Source organism: Actinomyces israelii DSM 43320, assembly GCF_000711965.1.
Lineage (GTDB): Bacteria > Actinomycetota > Actinomycetes > Actinomycetales > Actinomycetaceae > Actinomyces > Actinomyces israelii.
The window spans coordinates 1-17,041 of record NZ_JONS01000035.1 but is presented as its reverse complement, the minus strand read 5'-3'; the positions used below and the strand labels follow the sequence as shown (position 1 = coordinate 17,041).

Here is a 17,041-nt window from a genome sequence, read left to right as displayed (position 1 = left end):
CCGTAGTCGTTGCCGAGAAGGCCGACAGCCCAGGGTCCCTCGGCTCTGCCGCGGTGCGCCATATGGCGGAGACCCGACCGGCGAAGGATCGCGGGGCTGCGGGCTGCGGGAGCACACTCATGCGACTCGGGCGGCGCTGCGCCGCAGCGCCGCGGTCCATACCAGGATCCAGACTGCGCAGATCACGGAGATGAGTGCAATGGAGCTCATGGAGTCAATACTATCGAGGTCGCGGGAGGCGCAGGCCGCGGTAATGAGAGACATCAGGTAAAACCTGGCCAGCGGCGGCATGACGAACATCGCGGCACAGCCGCTAAGGGTCGCGATCAGCGCGGTGCTCATAATCGAGGCGAAGGATGTCATGACCACACCGAGCCAGGCGACAAACAGTTCAATGGCCAAAATAGCCAGGGTTATGGGGATGATGCGCACGACATAGGGGCCGAGCCCAGCCGGGTCGAATCCGAGGAGCAACCCGGTGACGGCGAATTCTGCCACGAACACCAGCGCGGTGAGCAGCGCGGTCTGCGTCATGTAAAGCAACTTGCCCATGAGCATGGTGTTCTGCAGGCGGTTGGCAGCCATGCGCCGCCAATTGCGCCCCTGGTGCTCACTAGCGGAGGCCTGAGCGATGACCGCCTCCACGAGCAGGGGGAAAGCCAGCATAGACGTCAGGATCGACCCCTGCCCCCAGACGGCCAACCAACTCGCCCCCTGGTCCCTGAACGTGTCGGAGTACTCCAGGTATGTGGCCCGGCCAATCGCCATTCCACCCGCGCACAGAAGCGCCAACGCCGGCCAGTACCACCAGTTGCGGGCCTTGCGATTCTCCCACGCCCAGGCCGCTCGCACCGACGGCTTCGCGAGCCGGGAGCGCGGTGGGCGCGCAGCGTGTGCCGGCGTGCGTCGTGAAGCGGCGGGGACCAGAGAGGCTGCTGAGGTGCTCATCGGTGATTCTCCTTATAGGCGATAATGAGCCTGGCGAGGAGGCTCCAGACGACGGTGGCGACGATGGCGAGCAGAACGTTAATCCAAGGGTGGGCGGTGCCAACGAAAGTGCCAGCCTTATAGGAGTCCGCCGTCGAAACCGGAGTCGCGGCAGCAGCGAAGCCCCAGGGAAGCAGCCAGCCAAAAGCTTCCAGGTGCACGAACGACAGCCCTGAACAGACAAATCCTCCCAGTGCGCCTACGCACAACCCGATCGCCTGTTTCTCGAAGCAGATCGCCAGCACCAGCTGAACGGCCATCACCGCAACCGAAGCGGCCAATATGATGATGAGGCTCGGCCAGAACGTGTCCTGGTAGGCTGCTGTCACTCTCAGGCCCATGCCGGGCCCGATCAGGGAGGTGAACGCCACGATCGCAACCTGCCCGAGCGCCACGGTGAAGGAACCTACGACGAGCTTGGCAGCGAAGCGGGTGCCCTCGCGCTGCCCCAGGGCGGTGAGCAGTTGCCCCATCCGTTCCTCGGTGTCCGTCATCGTCAGACGAGAGGCCAGCAATGCTGCGACGAGAGGCACCACCATGACGCACATGAGGAAAAGGTCGTTCAGGGACAGCACCAGCAGGTTTGCCCCATCCGTCTTGCCGACGCGTCCGAGCATCATGTTCATCTGGAATGCCAGCTCCACACCCACCGCCCCAGCGGCCATGAGCCAGTAGCGGCGCCTTTTAAGCTTGTGCACCTCCATGCCGATGGCGCTCATCGCCGAACCCCCTGCCCGGTCGTGGAGCCGACGACGGGGTGGCGGCCGAATGGATCGGTCAGCTCCAGGAAGGCCTGCTCCAGGGTCTTGCGGACCGTCTGCACCCGGAAGACCGTGTGACCGGAGCGCACAATGCGGGTCACGAGCTCGCCCACTGCCTCGTCTGGCAGCATGGGGATGCGCACCGTGCGTCCCCGCACCTGGTGGGCGATCCGCTGCTCGGTGAGCAGGGCGGCAACGGCCGCCGGATCGGAAACGGCGAAGTCGATGACTCCTTCGTCGCGCAGGCCGGACAGCGGCCCCTGGTAGCGCAGCCGCCCGGCGCAGATAATGCCGACAATGTCGGCCATCTGCTCGATCTCGGACAGGATGTGGGAGGAGACGATGACGGTCACGCCCTCCTGACGGGCCAGGGCCACAATGAGCTCGCGGATCTCGGCGACGCCGGCCGGGTCCAGGCCGTTGGTGGGCTCGTCCAGGAGCATGAGCGGCGGGTCCGCCAGGAGCGCCATGGCCAGGCCCAGGCGCTGCTTCATGCCGAGCGAGTAGTCCTTGACCAGTTTCTTGTCCTGCCCGGTCAGTGAGACAGTGGCCAGGGCGTGCTGGACGCGGCCACGGGGCAGGCTGAGGTAATCGGAGACCATGGCGAGGTTCTCCGGGCCGGTCAACCTCGGATAGTAGGACGGGCCCTCAATGAGGGAGCCAATGGCGCCCGCCGGTACCGGGGATCGCGGGCTCACCGGGTGGCCGAGGACGCTCATCGTGCCCGAGGTCGGGCGGGTCAGGCCCAGCAGGAGCTTCATGGTGGTGGACTTGCCCGCCCCGTTGGGCCCCAGGAAGCCGTAGACGCCGCCCGCGGGCACCCGCAGGCTCACATTGTCGACGGCCCGAAAGTCTCCGTAAATCTTTGTCAGACCTTCAGTAGTAACCACCAGGCTGCCCCCGCTCCGGGCGGCACCTGCCGGGCTCGGGACCACAGGATTCGAAGCCGCGACCCCTGCGCCTGGTGCAGGTGTCAGTGGACGGACTGGCGGCCAACCTGCTGTGGGCCGCTGTACGGGGGCGGGCGATGCGGATGCGGTTGTAGGTGCGTTCACTGCTGTGCTCATGGGATCCATGAAACCCTGTCGCCTCCTTCACCCGCATCATCAAATCCACGACTGTCCCCCATGGGGGAACTGGACTGGAAGCGCGCCAAGCATCGGTGCACCGGGGGGCGGCGACAAAGCCTACCCACGTAGCGGACAAGGCTTGCGCCACCCCTCGTGCGCGGACCTGGCGATGATGCCCAGGCGCTGTGGGTGCGGGGCCATAGGCGCTCTCCCCCATGGGGTTGCGCCTGCCGGCAGGAGAAGACCCGTCTGACCCACATCGATGAGGGGCTTGGGCTTCCACCGGTGGCGCACCCCGGCGCCGCAAGGAAGAAAAGGGGACCCGGCGGCAGAACCCAGCCCTGCACACACCCATCGAGGAAGTCGCTGTCCACGAGTCAAAAGGACCATGACCCTGGGGCACTCGCCCAGCACGGCACCGCACACTCCCAGACCAGACCCACTTCAGGCCAGCCGGTCCTGCGATCAGCCAATGGTGCGCCCTGTCACCATGCACGAGAGGCTTCCAAGCGCACGCCGCCTTGCATCGCCACTCCAGCCTTCTGGCGGATCGTCGGCCGGTCACGCAAGCACCCTCGCTCCCAAAGACGAGCAAACGCACCGCCCATGCGTCGTCTTGGGCTGCCGGGCGTGTCTTGGACAGCTCTGAAAACGGTGTCCAAGACACGCCCGGCAGCCCAGATGTCTTCATCGGCATCGGCGTGGGCAAGGCCGAGCGCTGGGCCACCGCCCTGGACCGGGACGGCAGGAAGATCCATGACAGGCTCACAGGGTCCTGCCCAGCCACGAGTCCCGGCTGCGGGACCTGTAGGAGCGCCTGGAAGAGCGCAGCCGTCTGCTGGTGGCCGTGGGACCAGCCCGCCGCTATCGGGGCCTTGGCTGTGGCGGTCGCCAGGGACACGAGCCTCGCGGTGGGCCACCTGCCCGGGGGCGTCGGTGCGGCGCGTCGCGGACTTGACGCCCGGGGCTGCCAGGACCGACAAGCGTGACGCAGCAGTGACCGCCCAGGCCGCCCGCACCATGCCCCACACCCTGCGAGCCGTCAGCATCTCGGACGAGGACACCGCAGCGCTGAGCATGCTCACCGGTCCCGACCTGGACCCGGCACGCCAGGACAGGCCAGACCCCGCCCCGCCCTCGAGGTGGTCACGGGGCCATGACCAGCCCGCGACGCCGTGCTGGAAGTCACTGCCACCCGACGCCGCCCCCACCGCACTGAGGAAAGCCGGCAAGGCACATATCGGTGCCCGGCTGAAGAAGCACGGAGCCCGGCGCCGTGCCGCCCGGGCCAGCGAGACTGTCTCGGTCCCGGAGAAGCAGACCGTCACCGTCGCCGGCACCGACGCAGCCGGCACAGTGCTGCCCCACCTGGCTCGCCGGCTCATCTCCCTGCACTCTCAGAGGGCCGAGCACCGCGACCGGGCCCGGGGCCCTGGCGGGCGGCTCCGCCCTCTCCTGCCCAGTCCCCACCACCCGTGCCCGGGATCGGGGTCCCGGCCGCGGCCGTCCTCCTGGCCGAGACACTGGGCAGGACCTTCGACACCGGCGCCCAACCGGCCTCATACGCCGGCCTGGCGCCGGTGACCAGGAGGTCGGGGTCCCCCATCAGGGGCGAGAGGCGTCTCCCACGCAGGCAGTAAGCGGCTCAAGAGAGCCATGCTCGGCCCCGCCCCCGCCTCCCTCAGACCCGACCCCGTCAGTCGCGCCTGCTACCAGCGCAAACAAGATCACGGCAAATAAGACCAGGACAAGCGCCCGGGCCAGGCCGTCATTGCCCTAGCGCACAGACACGTCTTGACCCCGCACGCCATGATCCGCCACAGCGCCCTCTACGACTCCCAACCAGCAGCACAGCTACCCACCGCCACCTGACACACCACACAGGGCCACCTACGGACAGGGGCAAACCATCATGCCGACCCAGGCTGGCTCAGCCCCGGGCCGATCCCAGGACCGCCAACAAGGTAACGGGGGACCCGAAGCACGTCAGTATGAACCAGGCGAACAACCTGATGCCAAGGAACAGGCGCACCCGGCCCCCGGGCCAACGGAAACCCACCCCACCCAACAAGCAGGGCGCCAGCGGCAGATCCCACACACATCCGCACATGGGAGTGGCTCGTGTACCTTGTGACCGTCCCCAGACTGCTACACCAAGAAACTGGTCGGCTACACGGTCTAAACGACACAATCAACCGCAATCAGAGACACGACCGACAATTGTTACATTTTTGCAACCCCATCTACCTAGTTGTCACCCCAGGGGGACAACTAGGTAGATTCGCTAGCCGGTCCGCTCGAGATCATTAAAACTTACAAATGCGATTCCGATCGCCGCTGGATGGCTTTCGGATCTCATTTAGAAAACGAAAGGACTAGCCATGAACACTGATGTTCTCGTTGAGATGACCGACACCGAGCTCGATGCGATCCTCGGAGCGGGAGACGGAGTCGTCAAGACCCTCACCCATGAGTGCCACCTCAATTCTTTCACGTGGTTCCTCCGCTGCTGCTGACCATCCCTTCAGAAAAATAAGATAACTCGAGAATCAAAAGCCATCCAGCACACGGAAGCCAATCATGAACCAGTCGTCTCTCAATAACCCCATCAACGAGATTTTCACACAATTCACCAACAATCTGCGGAGTGACCTCGGCCTTAAATCCATCGACTGGCCGAACGACCGCATACTCCATTATGTAATCCCTCCTTTACTCCTGGAACTGCATGCGTATCGCCAGCACGACAAACTGCGGGGAAACACTCCGGAGCAACGGTTTGACGAGTTTCAGCGCATCTCCTCAGATCTTGAGTTCCTTGAGCAATTCAAGTGCGAAAACAGAGATATTCTTGATCGCATCGCGTCAGACAATGAGCGTCTGTCAGCCTTTACAAAAACCATTGCATCAGCATTGTCTCGAGATTGGCCCACCCTACTCGCCAAAGGTTTTGTCTCCGATCCCAAGCCAATTGTTCCAACTGAGATTACAGCTGTTGGAGACTGGCATAACTCAGAGCCTGCGGCGCGCCTCACAATCGCAGGCACCTCAATCTTCTGCAAGGGGCACCCGAGTTCAAATTCTTCTATGGTGAGAGCGGTCTGGGACGCGATCACAGGAGGCGCGAGCGAAGCACTCCTCCCCATGACATGGGAAGAATCATTCAGAACGAAAGATCGAACATGGTCCAGAGAGGTTCGCAGACAACCACTCAGCAGCCCGCATGAGGCCGAGGCATACTACACCCGCATCGGACAGCTGCTATTTCTAGCCTACCTGATGCAAATCAGCGATCTCCACTATGAGAATGTTATTCCGCATGGCGGCTATCCTGTCCTAGTGGATTTCGAGACTGTGGGATCGATACAGCTTCTGCCCGCCGAAGCCCCAACTTTAGCTGCCATATTCATTATCGAACGGCTGGCCAATAGCGTGCTTCTCACCGGAATGCTGCCATTAGGGGTGCTCAACCGTGACGGCACAGATGTCTCCGCCATTGCTGCGGAAGAATTACGCAATGAAGTCAGAGTTCTTCGTAACGTAGCAACCGATATTATGCATTTTGAGCGCCACATCGACATTACGCAAATCACCGATCATCTTCCTTTCGTGCGCACGCAGCCCGAGGGAAACGAGATCCCTATTCGCTACGAACAATACACTCCGTCCATCATCAATGGTTTCAGCGCGGCATACAACGCCTACCTGATAAACTCCAGCGAGGTGGCGAATGCCGTCTCCGAATGGGCCGAGACAAGCAGCACACGGGTCCTAGTACGGAACACTCGTGAATACGCCGCCGTCCGGCAGGCCATGGAAAGCCACCGCTTCAAGGGGCGCACCAATGCGGTGCTCGAGCATATGCGCCGTTCCAGGGCGTCGCTCCCAAGACCTCTTGTCGACTCGGAATGCGAAAGTCTACAAGCCGGTTTTATTCCCTCCTTCCATTGCGAGTTCACATCGAAGAATGTTGTAGACGAGTCCGGCCGAACAGTCACCACTCTCAAGGCAACCCCCTACCGCATGCTGATGAACCACATGGAGCATCTGTCCGCCGCCGACCGGGGCCGACAGGTGCATCTCATTACCTTTGCCCTGGACGGCATCAAACAAATGCAGGCCCACCGCTGGAGCAATACATCATATCGGATCAATACGGTACAACGATCCCGCTCTGCGTCGGTTGAGGCAGCGGTAGAGAGGCTTGCGAAGCAGATCAAGAAAGCCATGGTCTCCTGCCAGGATGGGTCCGTGAGCTGGGAAAGCCTTACGGTGGACGATAAGGATTATCTTACCATACGCCCACTCTCTGACGGGATCTATGACGGCGTTCAAGGCGTCCAATACGCCCTGCGGCAGACTTTCGCGCCGGTCACTGCCAACTCGCTAAACGATAACGCGTCGTGTTCCGCCTACGTCGGCCCCGTCAGTCCTCTTCTCGCAGAGCATTCCCCTATCGTCGACCTGCAAGAGCGTATTGACAATGACGCCGTGTATGATGTCCTGGGAGGCAGCGCCGGTATTATTCTCTCAAAACGCCACGCTCAGGACCCCGCAGAGGTGAAAATGATCGACGCACTCGCTCGCCACCTGGCCAACTCGCGGAACACGGCGGCCGACGTTCTCCAGTGGCCGCTGGGCGAGAAGTCGCGGCTCAATAATGCCAGCTTTGCTCACGGCAATGCCGGCATCGGCACTTCCCTGCTCGTCGCCGGGGTGAAGACCGGCCATCAAGAGTATACAGAACTGGGCCTGGAAGCACTTGCAACCGATGAACGGCTCCGCATGGAGAACGGGCTCTGGCGAGACCTCAGGATCCAGGAAAAGCACACGCCTAGTCCTTTTTGGTGCCACGGGGCTGTCGGACTCGCCGTCGCGAGAATCACCGTACTTGAGCTCGACAACCGAACCGCGCGCACTCTGCTCCCCAGAGGCATCCGTGACCGGTACATGGACGATCTCCGTCGCATTGCGGATTATCTGCTCGCCGGAATTCACAGCATCGATAACTTCTCGCTGTGCCACGGCGCCGCGGGCAGCCTGCTGACCCTGGACTATATCGACAGGTCCTCAATCGTCAGCGGCTACCACGCTCAGATCGCTGAGGTCTGCAACGAGGTCGCCGCCTTCGGCCTTGGTGGAGACTGGCGCTGTGGGACCGACACCCATCAGTCCTACGCACTCATGACCGGACTCGCGAGCATTCTGCACGCGCTACGCACTCTAATTGGTCCCCGCCCCACCCTGGAGCCACTGCTCCCCATCACGCGCAGGAGCATGGCCTCATGAAAACGGTGCTTCAGCAGTCTGAAAGCGACTGTCTGCTGGCCTGCTTCGCCATGATGCTCAGCACGCACGGCATCAGCAGACAGCCATGGCAGCTTATTCGGGAAAGCACCGTCTTCGAGTCCGACGGCATCTCTGCCGCCGAGCTGCGAACTCTCACTGCAGACTACGGCCTTCGGCTGCATGCCAGGCGCGGGAGTCCGTCGGAGGTGTGGCGGGTGCTCACGGCGTCCCGCGAGACCGCGATCGTGCACTTCACGCCCCACCACTACGTGGTGGCCAGGGCAGCACGGCACCGACGGCGACTGCGAGTCTACGATCCTGCCATTGGTCGCTACGATCTGTGCGAAGCGGAGTTCAATGAGCGTGCGAGCGGCGCAGTCTTCTCATTCTCCGCACAGGATGCCGCGCTCCTGGCGGAACAGGCCGCGCGGATCCCCGGCAGGTTCACCATGCGCCGAGTTGTCGGTGCCCTGGGCCGGCACAGCCACGTCATGATGCTCCTCGCCTACCTCTTGGCGCAGGTCAGTGCACTTGGGCTCTCATCAGCGCTTCGTGTACTCGTCGATCAGCATCAAGGCCCCGCAGTGTCCACCCTCCTGGTCGCAGGCGTCCTCTTGATGTCAGTCCTGTCCATTGTGACGAGAGTCCATGGCACGGCCGCCGGAGCCAGGTCTTTCGATAGCCGCTATTCCGACCGGCTCTTCACAAGTTTACTCGAGAAACCGTTGGCCTACTTCGAGCGGAACAGCCGTGGCGGTCTCATGGAGCGGCTTAATCTTCGTTTTGCGATCCGCGATGCGATCACCGTGTCGGCCGTGCCGCAGATCGCCTCCACAATCACGTCCATTGTGATCATCGCCTACCTCGCCTTCCTCGATCCTTGGATCGCCGGCGGCATCATAGTCTGCTCGGGAGTGTTTCTGGCCGTGAATCAGGTCCTCATCGAGAAGCAGAACTCGGCGAACGTCGCGTACATCCTCAAGCAGCAGGAGTTCGGGCAGCTCGTCCAGCGCGACCTCGCGAATATTGTTGACACGGTCGCCCTGGGTGTGACCGGCTCGACTGCGGAGGCCTGGAAGAGGTCCAACAGGGAGCTGACAAGCTCCTACGTCAAAGTCGTGCAGACGACGGGATACTCGCAAGGGCTGTCGACCATCTTCACCTTCCTGATCAGCGCGGGCCTGGCTCTCTACTCCGCCGCCCGATTCCAGGCGGGCGCAATGTCCTTGGGGACTCTGCTCATGATACAGGTTGCGGGCGGCCTGGTCTCCGGCGGCCTCAAAGACACCCTCACCCTCGTGGTGACACTGAACCAGGTCCGGCAGAACGCGGATCGCCACACCGAGATATTCGACGTCGGCGACACCCAATACTTCGTGGACCGCACCGCTGCCGCCCAGGACCTGATCAAGGCGAGTGCGCTGAGCATCAAGTTCGGCAGGAACCAGGTCATCAACGATGTCGATCTGAGGATCTCCGCGACCTCCAGGACATTCATTGTCGGGCCGTCGGGAGGCGGAAAGTCCACACTCCTTAAAGGCCTCGCCGGGCTGCTTCCGCACTCGGGCGTCGTCGAGTTGCAACCCGACTTGAGAGATCTCCTGGGCGCCGAGTTCGCGGAGACGCGCCTGGGCGGTGAATCAGTCCGCCAGGTCCTCGACCCGCGGAAGGCGGGCCTGACGGACGACGCCGCCTGGTCGGCACTCGATGCAGTGGCTCTCAAGGATCGGGTGGCAAGGTTCCCACTTGGATTGGACTCCTATGTCTCCGAGGACGGAGCAAACCTGTCGAATGGGGAGCGGCGAAGGCTCGCCATTGCCAGGGCCCTTGCAGCGGGAGACTCCCTGGTACTGCTGGACGAGCCGTTCATCGGTCTCGACGAGCAAACCATTCGAGCAGTTTACAACCGGACGATCGGCAACGACCGGTCTCGAGCCTTCATCATTTTCACGCATGACCTGTGGCTGATCGGTGACAGCGATACGGTTGTGTTCGTCTCGGGGACGGGAACGATCATATCCTCAACCCACGCCTCCCTCATGCAATCGTGCCCGGAATACAGGGCCTTCGTCACCGCTGGTCACGCAGAACCAATCGCCCTGTAATCCTTTGAAGCAACGTCTCATGCTCCCGCACAAAAGTCTCCTTCGACGCCGGCGGCCGCAGGTCGAGTCGCACATCGGCGGCGCGCTGCAGAAGCTCGTCGTCGTGGGTGATGAGCAGCACCACCGCGCCCGCACGGGCGCTGCGCCTGATGGCGCGTGCGATCGAGTCGAGGTGGCGCCGGTCGACACCCGAGCTGGGCTCGTCGTAGATCACGATCCGCGCCTCGGCCTGCCGGATACCGGCGATGACCAGCCGCTGCTGCTGCCCGCCCGAGAGCGCCAGCGGGTGCTGATCGGCGAACGGCAGAAGATCGAGCTCGTCGAGCAGCCGGTCGACGTCGTCGTCCGTCGGGCCGGTGCGCGACGACCCCGCACGGGTGGCGGCGAGCTCGATCTCGGCGCGGACGCTATCGGCGAAGAGCTGGCGCTGCACGTCCTGCATGACGATTCCGCTTACGCGGAGCCGCTGCCGCTTCGAGAGGGGCTCCCCGTTGAGGCGAATGGTGCCGGTATGTGTTTGCAGTCCGGCAACAACACGGGCGAGGGTGGTCTTGCCCGCACCGTTGGGTCCACAGACCGCGGTCACAGCCCCAGCGGGAAAGTACGCCGTGCCAATGGAGAGGACCGTGCGTCCTTTAAGCACGCAGCGCACGTCCTCAAGCTGGAGACCGCCGCGGCCGCTCCCGGACTCCGCGGGCGGTCGGACGGCCGCACCGGCCGACGTCGGCGCAATGCTCGCCCCGGCCGCCGGGACAGATGAGAGCTCGGGCAGCGGGGGCGGCTCAATGCTCCGCAGGCCATATTGTTCGACGACGGAGGGTTCCAGGGCGGCGAGCTGCTGTGCGGTCCACGAGTGGGCGATTCGTCCGCGTTCGAGAAGGACGAACCTGTCCGCTATTCCGGTGAGGTAGTGCAGCCTGTGCTCGCTGATCACAATAGTGATGCCGCGCTCGCGCAGCTCGGCAAGGGTGCCCGCCAGAGTCGAGACGGCGTCGGCGGACAGATTCGAGCTGGGCTCGTCGAGCAGAAGAGCTCTCGGCTCGTGCCCGAGCCCCGCGGCGATGGCGACGCGTTGCTGCTGGCCTCCGGACAGCTGCGGAAGCGGTCGCTCCATAATCGCCTGCAGCGCGAGCCTGCGCATGAGCATATTGACGCGCGCCCGAATGTCTGCGGGTTCGGCGCCGAAATTCTCCAGGGCGAAGGACAGCTCGTCAATAACCGTGGCGGTGAAGAACTGGCGCCGCGGGTGCTGCAGCACCGTGCCGGTCCGCCGCCCGAGCTCGTCGAGGGCGCTCTTCCGGACGTCGAGGCCGGACACCGTCACTCGCCCGGACAATGTCCCCTCGTGGAAATGCGGAATGAGCCCGTTCATCATCCGCAGGAGAGTGGACTTCCCCGATCCGCTCGCCCCGCACAGCACGACCGTCTCACCCGGTTCGATCACGAGATCGACGCCCTCCATCGTCGGCTTCTCCGCCGTCGCGTACTGCCAGGCCGCCTGAGAGATCGTGATCATATGCAGCCCTTCGCCATCCAGCAGGCCGCGGCTAGGAGGCCGGTGACTGCGACCCAGAGCAGATCGGGCCACCCCAGCCGCGGAGGCACACGGCTGGTCGGTCGTTGATACGAGCCGAGCCCTCGCAGCAGCGCCGCAGCGGTCAGGTCGTCTCCCACTCGCAGCGTCGAGGCGATCACCGGGACCGTGAACCGTTCAATGCTCAGCACGGGGTGGCGCAGCACAGAGCGCCGGCTGGTGAGCCCCTGCAGGCGCATCGAGTCGACGACGGCGGAGGCCTCGGCTGCGACGACGGGCGCGAACCGCAGCACGACGGCGATCGGCACGGTCAGTGCCCGCGGGATGCGGGCCGCCCGCAGCGCCGCGGTGACAGCAGCGGGCGTTCCGGTGCGGAAGAAGTGCAGAACCACGCCGTAGACGACCACGAAGCGCAGGAGGAACGCGGACACAACCCCGACGAGCACCGAGAAGGTCGAGGGCGCCAGGAGCGGCAGGCCGCGCGCAAGCAGCTCAAGTGTCGCAGCCGCGGCAGCCAGCGCGCCGAGGTGCCGCCATGCCCGGTCGGCGATCGCCAGGAGGAGGCCCAGCCCCAGACCCGCTGGGACGAAGGTCTCTCCTCCTGGTGCCATCACCGTGACACTGGTGGCGATAATGAGGACAACGCTTGTTCGCGGATCGGTGGCCCGCCAGGGCTGCGAGAGCCGCCGTCCTGGTATCTCGTGAGGCGCGGCGGTCTCAGCCCGGACCCGACCCGGCAGAGTGGTCACGCCAGTCCTGCACGGGCGAAGCTCTTGCGCAGCAGCCTCAGTGCGATCACCCCACCAATGAGGCCGAGGACCACTGCGGCGATATCGAAGCCGATCAGGACCCCGGTCGAGAGGAAGGCGTCCAGCCTCGCCGTGTACTCCGGCCCCATTCGCGACATGGAAGGAGAGCTGAAATAGCCCTGGCGGTCGTAGAACAGCGGAAGGAGCGGGGCGGTATTCCACACCGAGAATATCGTGTAGGACAGGACCCCGGCCCAGCGGGATCGGTAGCCGGTCACCGCGAGAACGAGCTCGACGACGACCGCCAGGGAGACCAGAATGCCGATCGACAGCGGAGGGAATCCGATGACCAGGAGCAGGACTCCAAGAACAATAGCGAACAGCGCCACCATCCCGGCGTGCTTCACCCGCGTGAGGAACAGCATGAATGGGATCGCCCCGACCACAATGCTCAGGCCGAGCGTCACCAGCATCATGACCGGGTTGAGGAACCCGAACATGGTGATAGCGAAGTAGAGTACGATATAGATGGCGAGGAATATCCCGATCGTCATGAGGTCTCGACCGCTCATCGCGAGCGAGAACCGAGATCCGCCGGAATCCTTGGCAGAGTCTTCCTCCGTCATTTCAGTCCTTTCACAATAGGGCGCCCGGGGTCTTGGGCGCACATCATTCACAACGTTGAGGACATTCGCGGAATCCCGCCGACGGCGGTTGCGAGCGAAGCCATGACCGGCACTATAACACTGTTAAGATCATGTCGGGTAGGCGCGTCAGCAAGATTCGCCATCACCTGGCGCTCGGGCGAGGTGAGGCCGAGGTCATCCGCGTTGGTACCCTTGAGGGGCGCAGCGACGCTTCCGGAGCCTCACCGACAGGCGCCGCCCCAGCAGACCGCCGAGGAGGCGAACAGCCACGAGCACGACCGGCACGGCCTACCACCACGGGCTGACACCCGCGGCGATCATCGACGCCGCCGTCGAGGCCTCCCGAGGGGAGGGGCTCGAGTCGTGGTCGCTTCGCGATCTCGCGAAGCGACTCCATGTCACGCCCCCGACCATCTATCATCATGTCGGCGGACAAGAGCTCCTGCGCCAGCGCGTGGTCGAGCGGGTGCTCGAGACGGTCGGCTTCCCCACGGAGACGATGCCGTGGCGAGAGTGGTTCCGCGCGGCGCTGTTTCCGGCACGGCCGGCCCTGGCGGCCTACCCCGGGACAGCGAGATGGCTCCTGCTGCACGGGCCGATATTCCCGAGCATGGTCCCAGTCGTCGACGCCGGTATCGCCTCTTTGCAGCGGGGAGGGTTCGGGAGCGCGACCGCATACGCATACACGGTTCTGTTCAATACGGCGATGATGACGATTGCCGCGGCGGATGACGAGCTCCGCCACGAGGACGCCGGCCTCCGCGATCACGCAGAGCTCATGAGCGGATTCGAGAGTCTTGCCGACAAGAGCCCCGGGATGTCACTGCTCGCCAGCGACATGGCGGCCCAGTTCCTCGGACCGCCCGAGTCCTCCGCACCTGCTCGAGACCGGTACTACCGCTCCGTGATCGAGCTTCTCATGGACGGCCTGGAGACCTCCGTGCGCCGCCCCTGAGGCGAACCGATCTCGACGCGGAACCGGACCGATCTCGAGCCGGAAGCGAACCGATCTCGACGAAGGAGGCGCCGGCGCCCGAAACTCGGAGGCGGCGCGGGCTGCCGCCGGCTCACTTCCGCGGCTCGTAGCGGCGCAGCAGCAGCCATGCCCCGGCCGGGCCCGCAGCCGCCGCCAGGGCGGCACCCAGGGCGATCCACAGGACCGCCCAGGGCGTGCCCCACTGGGCGACGATGCGCTCCACGCAGGCGGCCACGGCGCTGAGGCCCACCAGGACCGCAATCACACCCGCCCACCAGGGCCGGCGCAGGAAGTGCAGGGCGATGCAGGCGCCCACGAGGTAGGACACCGCGACCGCCGGCGCGACCAGCGCGGCGAGCTGCGGGACCACGACCAGGTCGACCCCCTCGATCCGGCCGTCGAGCACGACGTCGGGGATCGTCAGCAGGGCGCAGACGGCCGTGGACGCCGCGCCCAGGAGCAGCCCGGTGCAGGTCAGCCACGTCATGACCGCCCCGCGCGTCAGGCCGGCGCGCAGCAGCATCGGTGTGCGCGCGGCCATGACGATCCCGTGGGTGAGGCTCGCGTAGAGCGCTACGACGAATGCGGTCAGGCCGTAGGCACCAAGCTTGAAGACACCCACAGGTTCTTCACCGAGGGTCAGCGATCCGGCGATCAGACCGGAGACCTGCGCGGAGAGAAGGCTGGTGACTACCACAACGCCCAGGGCCTGGATCGCCCCCTGGACGGGCGCCAGCTCGCGGAAGGCCATACGGGTAAGCGCCCAGGTGCGCGAGCCCGCGGCCCGGTCCGCACCGGGACCGGGGCGCGGCGGGTGGGGCCGCTCGGACAGGGAGGCGACGATGGCGGCGCTCATGAGAGTTCTCCTTCGGTGCTGTCGGCGAGGGCGGTGCCGCTGGTGAGGTCGATCAGAGCGTCGGCCAGTGAGGCGAGCCCCTGGCCGGGACGGGAGTGGGCCGCGCGCAGCTCGTCGGCGGCGCCCGCCGCGGCCAGGCGCCCCCGGTGCAGGACGACGACGTCCTCCAGCAGGTCCTCGATCTCGTCAACCTGGTGGGAGGAGACGACGACGGTGGGCCGCTCGCGCAGGTACAGGGCCAGCAGCTCATCCCAGAAGCGGCGCCGCATCACGACGTCCATGCCCAGGTGGATCTCGTCCAGAAGCAGGACGGGGCAGCGGCACGACAGGGCGAAGACGGCGTCCAGAGCACTGCGCTGCCCCAGGGACAGGCGCGAGGGCCGGGTCCGCAGGGGGACCTCGAAGACCTCCATGAGACGGGCGGCCTCCTGGCCGTCCCAGCCGGGCCGGGTCACGGCCCACAGCTCCAGGGACCGGCGGATGGGGATGTCCTCAAGAAGAGAGCGGGGCCCGCCCAGGAGGGCCGCGGCAGTCATGGTGACGCCGTCGTCGAAGGCGGGGCGCCCCGCGACCGTGAGGCTCCCGGAGGTGGGGCGGCGCAGACCGGCAGCGAGCGACAGCAGGGTCGTCTTGCCCGAGCCGTTGCGGCCCAGCAGGCCGGTGAGGGTGCCGGGTCGCAGCGTGAGCGTGAGCTCGCTCAGGGCCGCCGCGCCTCCTCCCGCGTAGCGGTAGCCGAGGTCGGTCAGCTCGATGGCCGGTCCGCCGGGGACGACGTCGGGAGCATCGGGGGTGTCGGAAGGTGCGGTCATCGGGACTCCTTGCGGGCACGGGTCGTGAGGTACTGGATGACGGCGTCGCGCAGCTCGGCATCGCTCAGGCCGAGCGCGAGGCCGGTATCGAGTGCGGGGTGGAGGACGCCGTCGGCGTAGGCGGCGCGGCGGCTGCGGCGCAGAGCGGCCAGGGCGCCGTCGGCGACGAACATGCCGATGCCGCGCCGCTTGACCACCAGGCCCTCATCGACCAGGAGCGCGACCGCCTTGTTCGCGGTGGCCGGGTTGATGCGGTAGCGGGCGGCGTACTCGGTGGTGGAGGTCAGGCGCGCCCCCTCGGCCAGCTCGCCGCCGAGGATCTGGGTGCGGATCTCCTCGGCGATCTGGACGTAGATGGGGATCGCGCCGTCGAAGCGTCTCATGAGCGCACCTCCCCAAAGGTCGGTTGGTTAGTTACACAAGTAGTAAACCATATAACCGACAGCGCAGCAAGCGCGGTGCGCCCGGTCGGACCCCTCCGACTCCTCGCCGACGACGGCGCCGCACCCGCCCCACCGACACGCACGTGGGAGATCTCGCACTGCCGATTGAGCGGAAGGCGCCGACCGCGCTGGCAGATAGGGTTGTTGGTCTGGCATGATGGCGTGGTTGTGCGGCCGTGTGCGGTCCCTCTCCCGGGCGTGGTCGTGCTGGTAGGCGTGCGTCGAGGGACTGTTGCTTGACCCCACCGGTAGGTCGGCGCGCGCTGTCGTCTACCGTGTCCGGAAACCGTGTCTGGAAGTCAGGAGCTGTACTCAAGTGGCAGTCAAGATTCGTCTTAAGCGCATTGGCAAGAAGTTCTCGCCCGTCTACCGGGTGGTGGTGGTCGATGCGCGCAAGAAGCGCGACGGGCGGGTGATCGAGGAGATCGGCCTGTACGACCCGGTGCAGGAGCCCTCGCTGATCCGCATCAGCTCGGAGCGGGTGCGCTACTGGCTGGGTGTGGGCGCCCAGCCGTCGAACACGGTGCACAACCTGCTGAGGATCACCGGGGACTACCAGGCGTTCAAGGGCCTGCCCGTTCCCGAGGGCAGGCTGCGGGTCAGGGACGAGGCTGCGGTGGCGGCGGCGCGGGACGCGGCGGTGCGCGAGGCGGCCGATGAGGCCGAGAGGCTCAAGGCGGCCTCGGCCGCCCGGGTCGAGCAGGCCGGGAGCGCGGGGCGGGCCGACGGCGCCGAGGGGGCCTGACAGGTGCTGGCCGAGGCGCTGGAGCACCTGGTGCGCGGGATCGTGGACCGCCCCGAGGACGTGACGGTGG

Annotated in this window: 14 protein-coding genes and 2 pseudogenes; 7 read left to right on the top strand and 9 right to left on the bottom strand. The window is 65.3% G+C overall.

What is annotated here, in order from left to right; all coding sequences use genetic code 11:
- Positions 1-117: 117 nt before the first annotated feature.
- From O145_RS11515 to O145_RS11505, 3 genes are read right to left on the bottom strand one after another with little or no spacing between them, the layout of a single operon-like run.
- Complete coding sequence (locus O145_RS11515; RefSeq protein WP_229118527.1) at positions 118-948, bottom strand: ABC transporter permease; 831 nt, start codon at positions 946-948, stop codon at positions 118-120.
- Complete coding sequence (locus tag O145_RS11510) at positions 945-1,706, bottom strand: ABC transporter permease (protein ID WP_043563143.1); 762 nt, start codon at positions 1,704-1,706, stop codon at positions 945-947. The genes O145_RS11515 and O145_RS11510 overlap by 4 nt, the downstream gene beginning before the upstream one ends.
- A complete protein-coding gene (locus O145_RS11505; RefSeq protein ID WP_052375069.1) occupies positions 1,703-2,638 on the bottom strand; it encodes an ABC transporter ATP-binding protein in 936 nt (311 codons plus the stop codon). Before O145_RS11505 ends, O145_RS11510 begins: the two co-directional genes overlap by 4 nt.
- 815 nt (positions 2,639-3,453) lie before the next feature.
- Between O145_RS11505 and O145_RS17495 the strand changes: the two are divergent.
- From O145_RS17495 to O145_RS11480, 4 genes and pseudogenes are all read left to right on the top strand, one after another.
- A pseudogene (locus O145_RS17495) lies at positions 3,454-4,690 on the top strand (IS110 family transposase).
- A 509-nt stretch (positions 4,691-5,199) separates the two neighbouring features.
- Positions 5,200-5,334 (top strand): lacticin 481 family lantibiotic, encoded by a 135-nt coding sequence (locus tag O145_RS11490; protein WP_043563138.1) that lies wholly within the window; start codon positions 5,200-5,202, stop codon positions 5,332-5,334.
- A 64-nt stretch (positions 5,335-5,398) separates the two neighbouring features.
- Positions 5,399-8,107, top strand: a complete 2,709-nt coding sequence (locus tag O145_RS17490) for a DUF4135 domain-containing protein (RefSeq protein ID WP_084682565.1) — start codon at positions 5,399-5,401, stop codon at positions 8,105-8,107.
- Positions 8,104-10,212: an ATP-binding cassette domain-containing protein gene (locus O145_RS11480; protein WP_043563135.1), complete on the top strand. Its 2,109-nt coding sequence runs from the start codon at positions 8,104-8,106 to the stop codon at positions 10,210-10,212. The genes O145_RS17490 and O145_RS11480 overlap by 4 nt, the downstream gene beginning before the upstream one ends.
- Here O145_RS11480 and O145_RS11475 read toward each other — a convergent pair.
- From O145_RS11475 to O145_RS11465, 3 genes are read right to left on the bottom strand one after another with little or no spacing between them, the layout of a single operon-like run.
- Positions 10,178-11,800 (bottom strand): ABC transporter ATP-binding protein, encoded by a 1,623-nt coding sequence (locus O145_RS11475; protein ID WP_229118526.1) that lies wholly within the window; start codon positions 11,798-11,800, stop codon positions 10,178-10,180. The two genes, O145_RS11480 and O145_RS11475, sit on opposite strands and share 35 nt — an antisense overlap.
- Complete coding sequence (locus tag O145_RS11470; protein ID WP_229118525.1) at positions 11,725-12,495, bottom strand: CbiQ family ECF transporter T component; 771 nt, start codon at positions 12,493-12,495, stop codon at positions 11,725-11,727. The genes O145_RS11475 and O145_RS11470 overlap by 76 nt, the downstream gene beginning before the upstream one ends.
- Entirely contained in the window at positions 12,492-13,067 is a 576-nt protein-coding gene (locus O145_RS11465; protein ID WP_267489933.1) for an MptD family putative ECF transporter S component, read from the bottom strand. The genes O145_RS11470 and O145_RS11465 overlap by 4 nt, the downstream gene beginning before the upstream one ends.
- Positions 13,068-13,443: 376 nt before the next feature.
- On the opposite strand from O145_RS11465, the pseudogene O145_RS19625 reads away from it, so the two are divergent.
- Positions 13,444-13,554 (top strand): annotated as a pseudogene (locus tag O145_RS19625) (TetR/AcrR family transcriptional regulator); the annotation flags it as partial.
- Between the two features lie 294 nt (positions 13,555-13,848).
- Positions 13,849-14,097, top strand: coding sequence for a hypothetical protein (locus O145_RS19290; protein ID WP_229118523.1), 249 nt, complete (start codon positions 13,849-13,851; stop codon positions 14,095-14,097).
- A 112-nt stretch (positions 14,098-14,209) separates the two neighbouring features.
- On the opposite strand, the gene O145_RS11455 is transcribed toward O145_RS19290, so the two are convergent.
- The 3 genes from O145_RS11455 to O145_RS11445 are packed head-to-tail and all read right to left on the bottom strand — an operon-like array spanning position 14,210 to position 16,166.
- Positions 14,210-14,974: a hypothetical protein gene (locus tag O145_RS11455; RefSeq protein ID WP_043563132.1), complete on the bottom strand. Its 765-nt coding sequence runs from the start codon at positions 14,972-14,974 to the stop codon at positions 14,210-14,212.
- Positions 14,971-15,783, bottom strand: coding sequence for an ATP-binding cassette domain-containing protein (locus tag O145_RS11450; protein WP_043563131.1), 813 nt, complete (start codon positions 15,781-15,783; stop codon positions 14,971-14,973). The genes O145_RS11455 and O145_RS11450 overlap by 4 nt, the downstream gene beginning before the upstream one ends.
- Positions 15,780-16,166, bottom strand: coding sequence for a GntR family transcriptional regulator (locus O145_RS11445; protein ID WP_043563129.1), 387 nt, complete (start codon positions 16,164-16,166; stop codon positions 15,780-15,782). The genes O145_RS11450 and O145_RS11445 overlap by 4 nt, the downstream gene beginning before the upstream one ends.
- A 376-nt stretch (positions 16,167-16,542) precedes the next feature.
- Between O145_RS11445 and rpsP the strand changes: the two genes are divergently transcribed.
- Positions 16,543-16,971, top strand: coding sequence for a 30S ribosomal protein S16 (rpsP, locus tag O145_RS11440; protein WP_043563127.1), 429 nt, complete (start codon positions 16,543-16,545; stop codon positions 16,969-16,971).
- Positions 16,972-17,041: the final 70 nt, after the last annotated feature.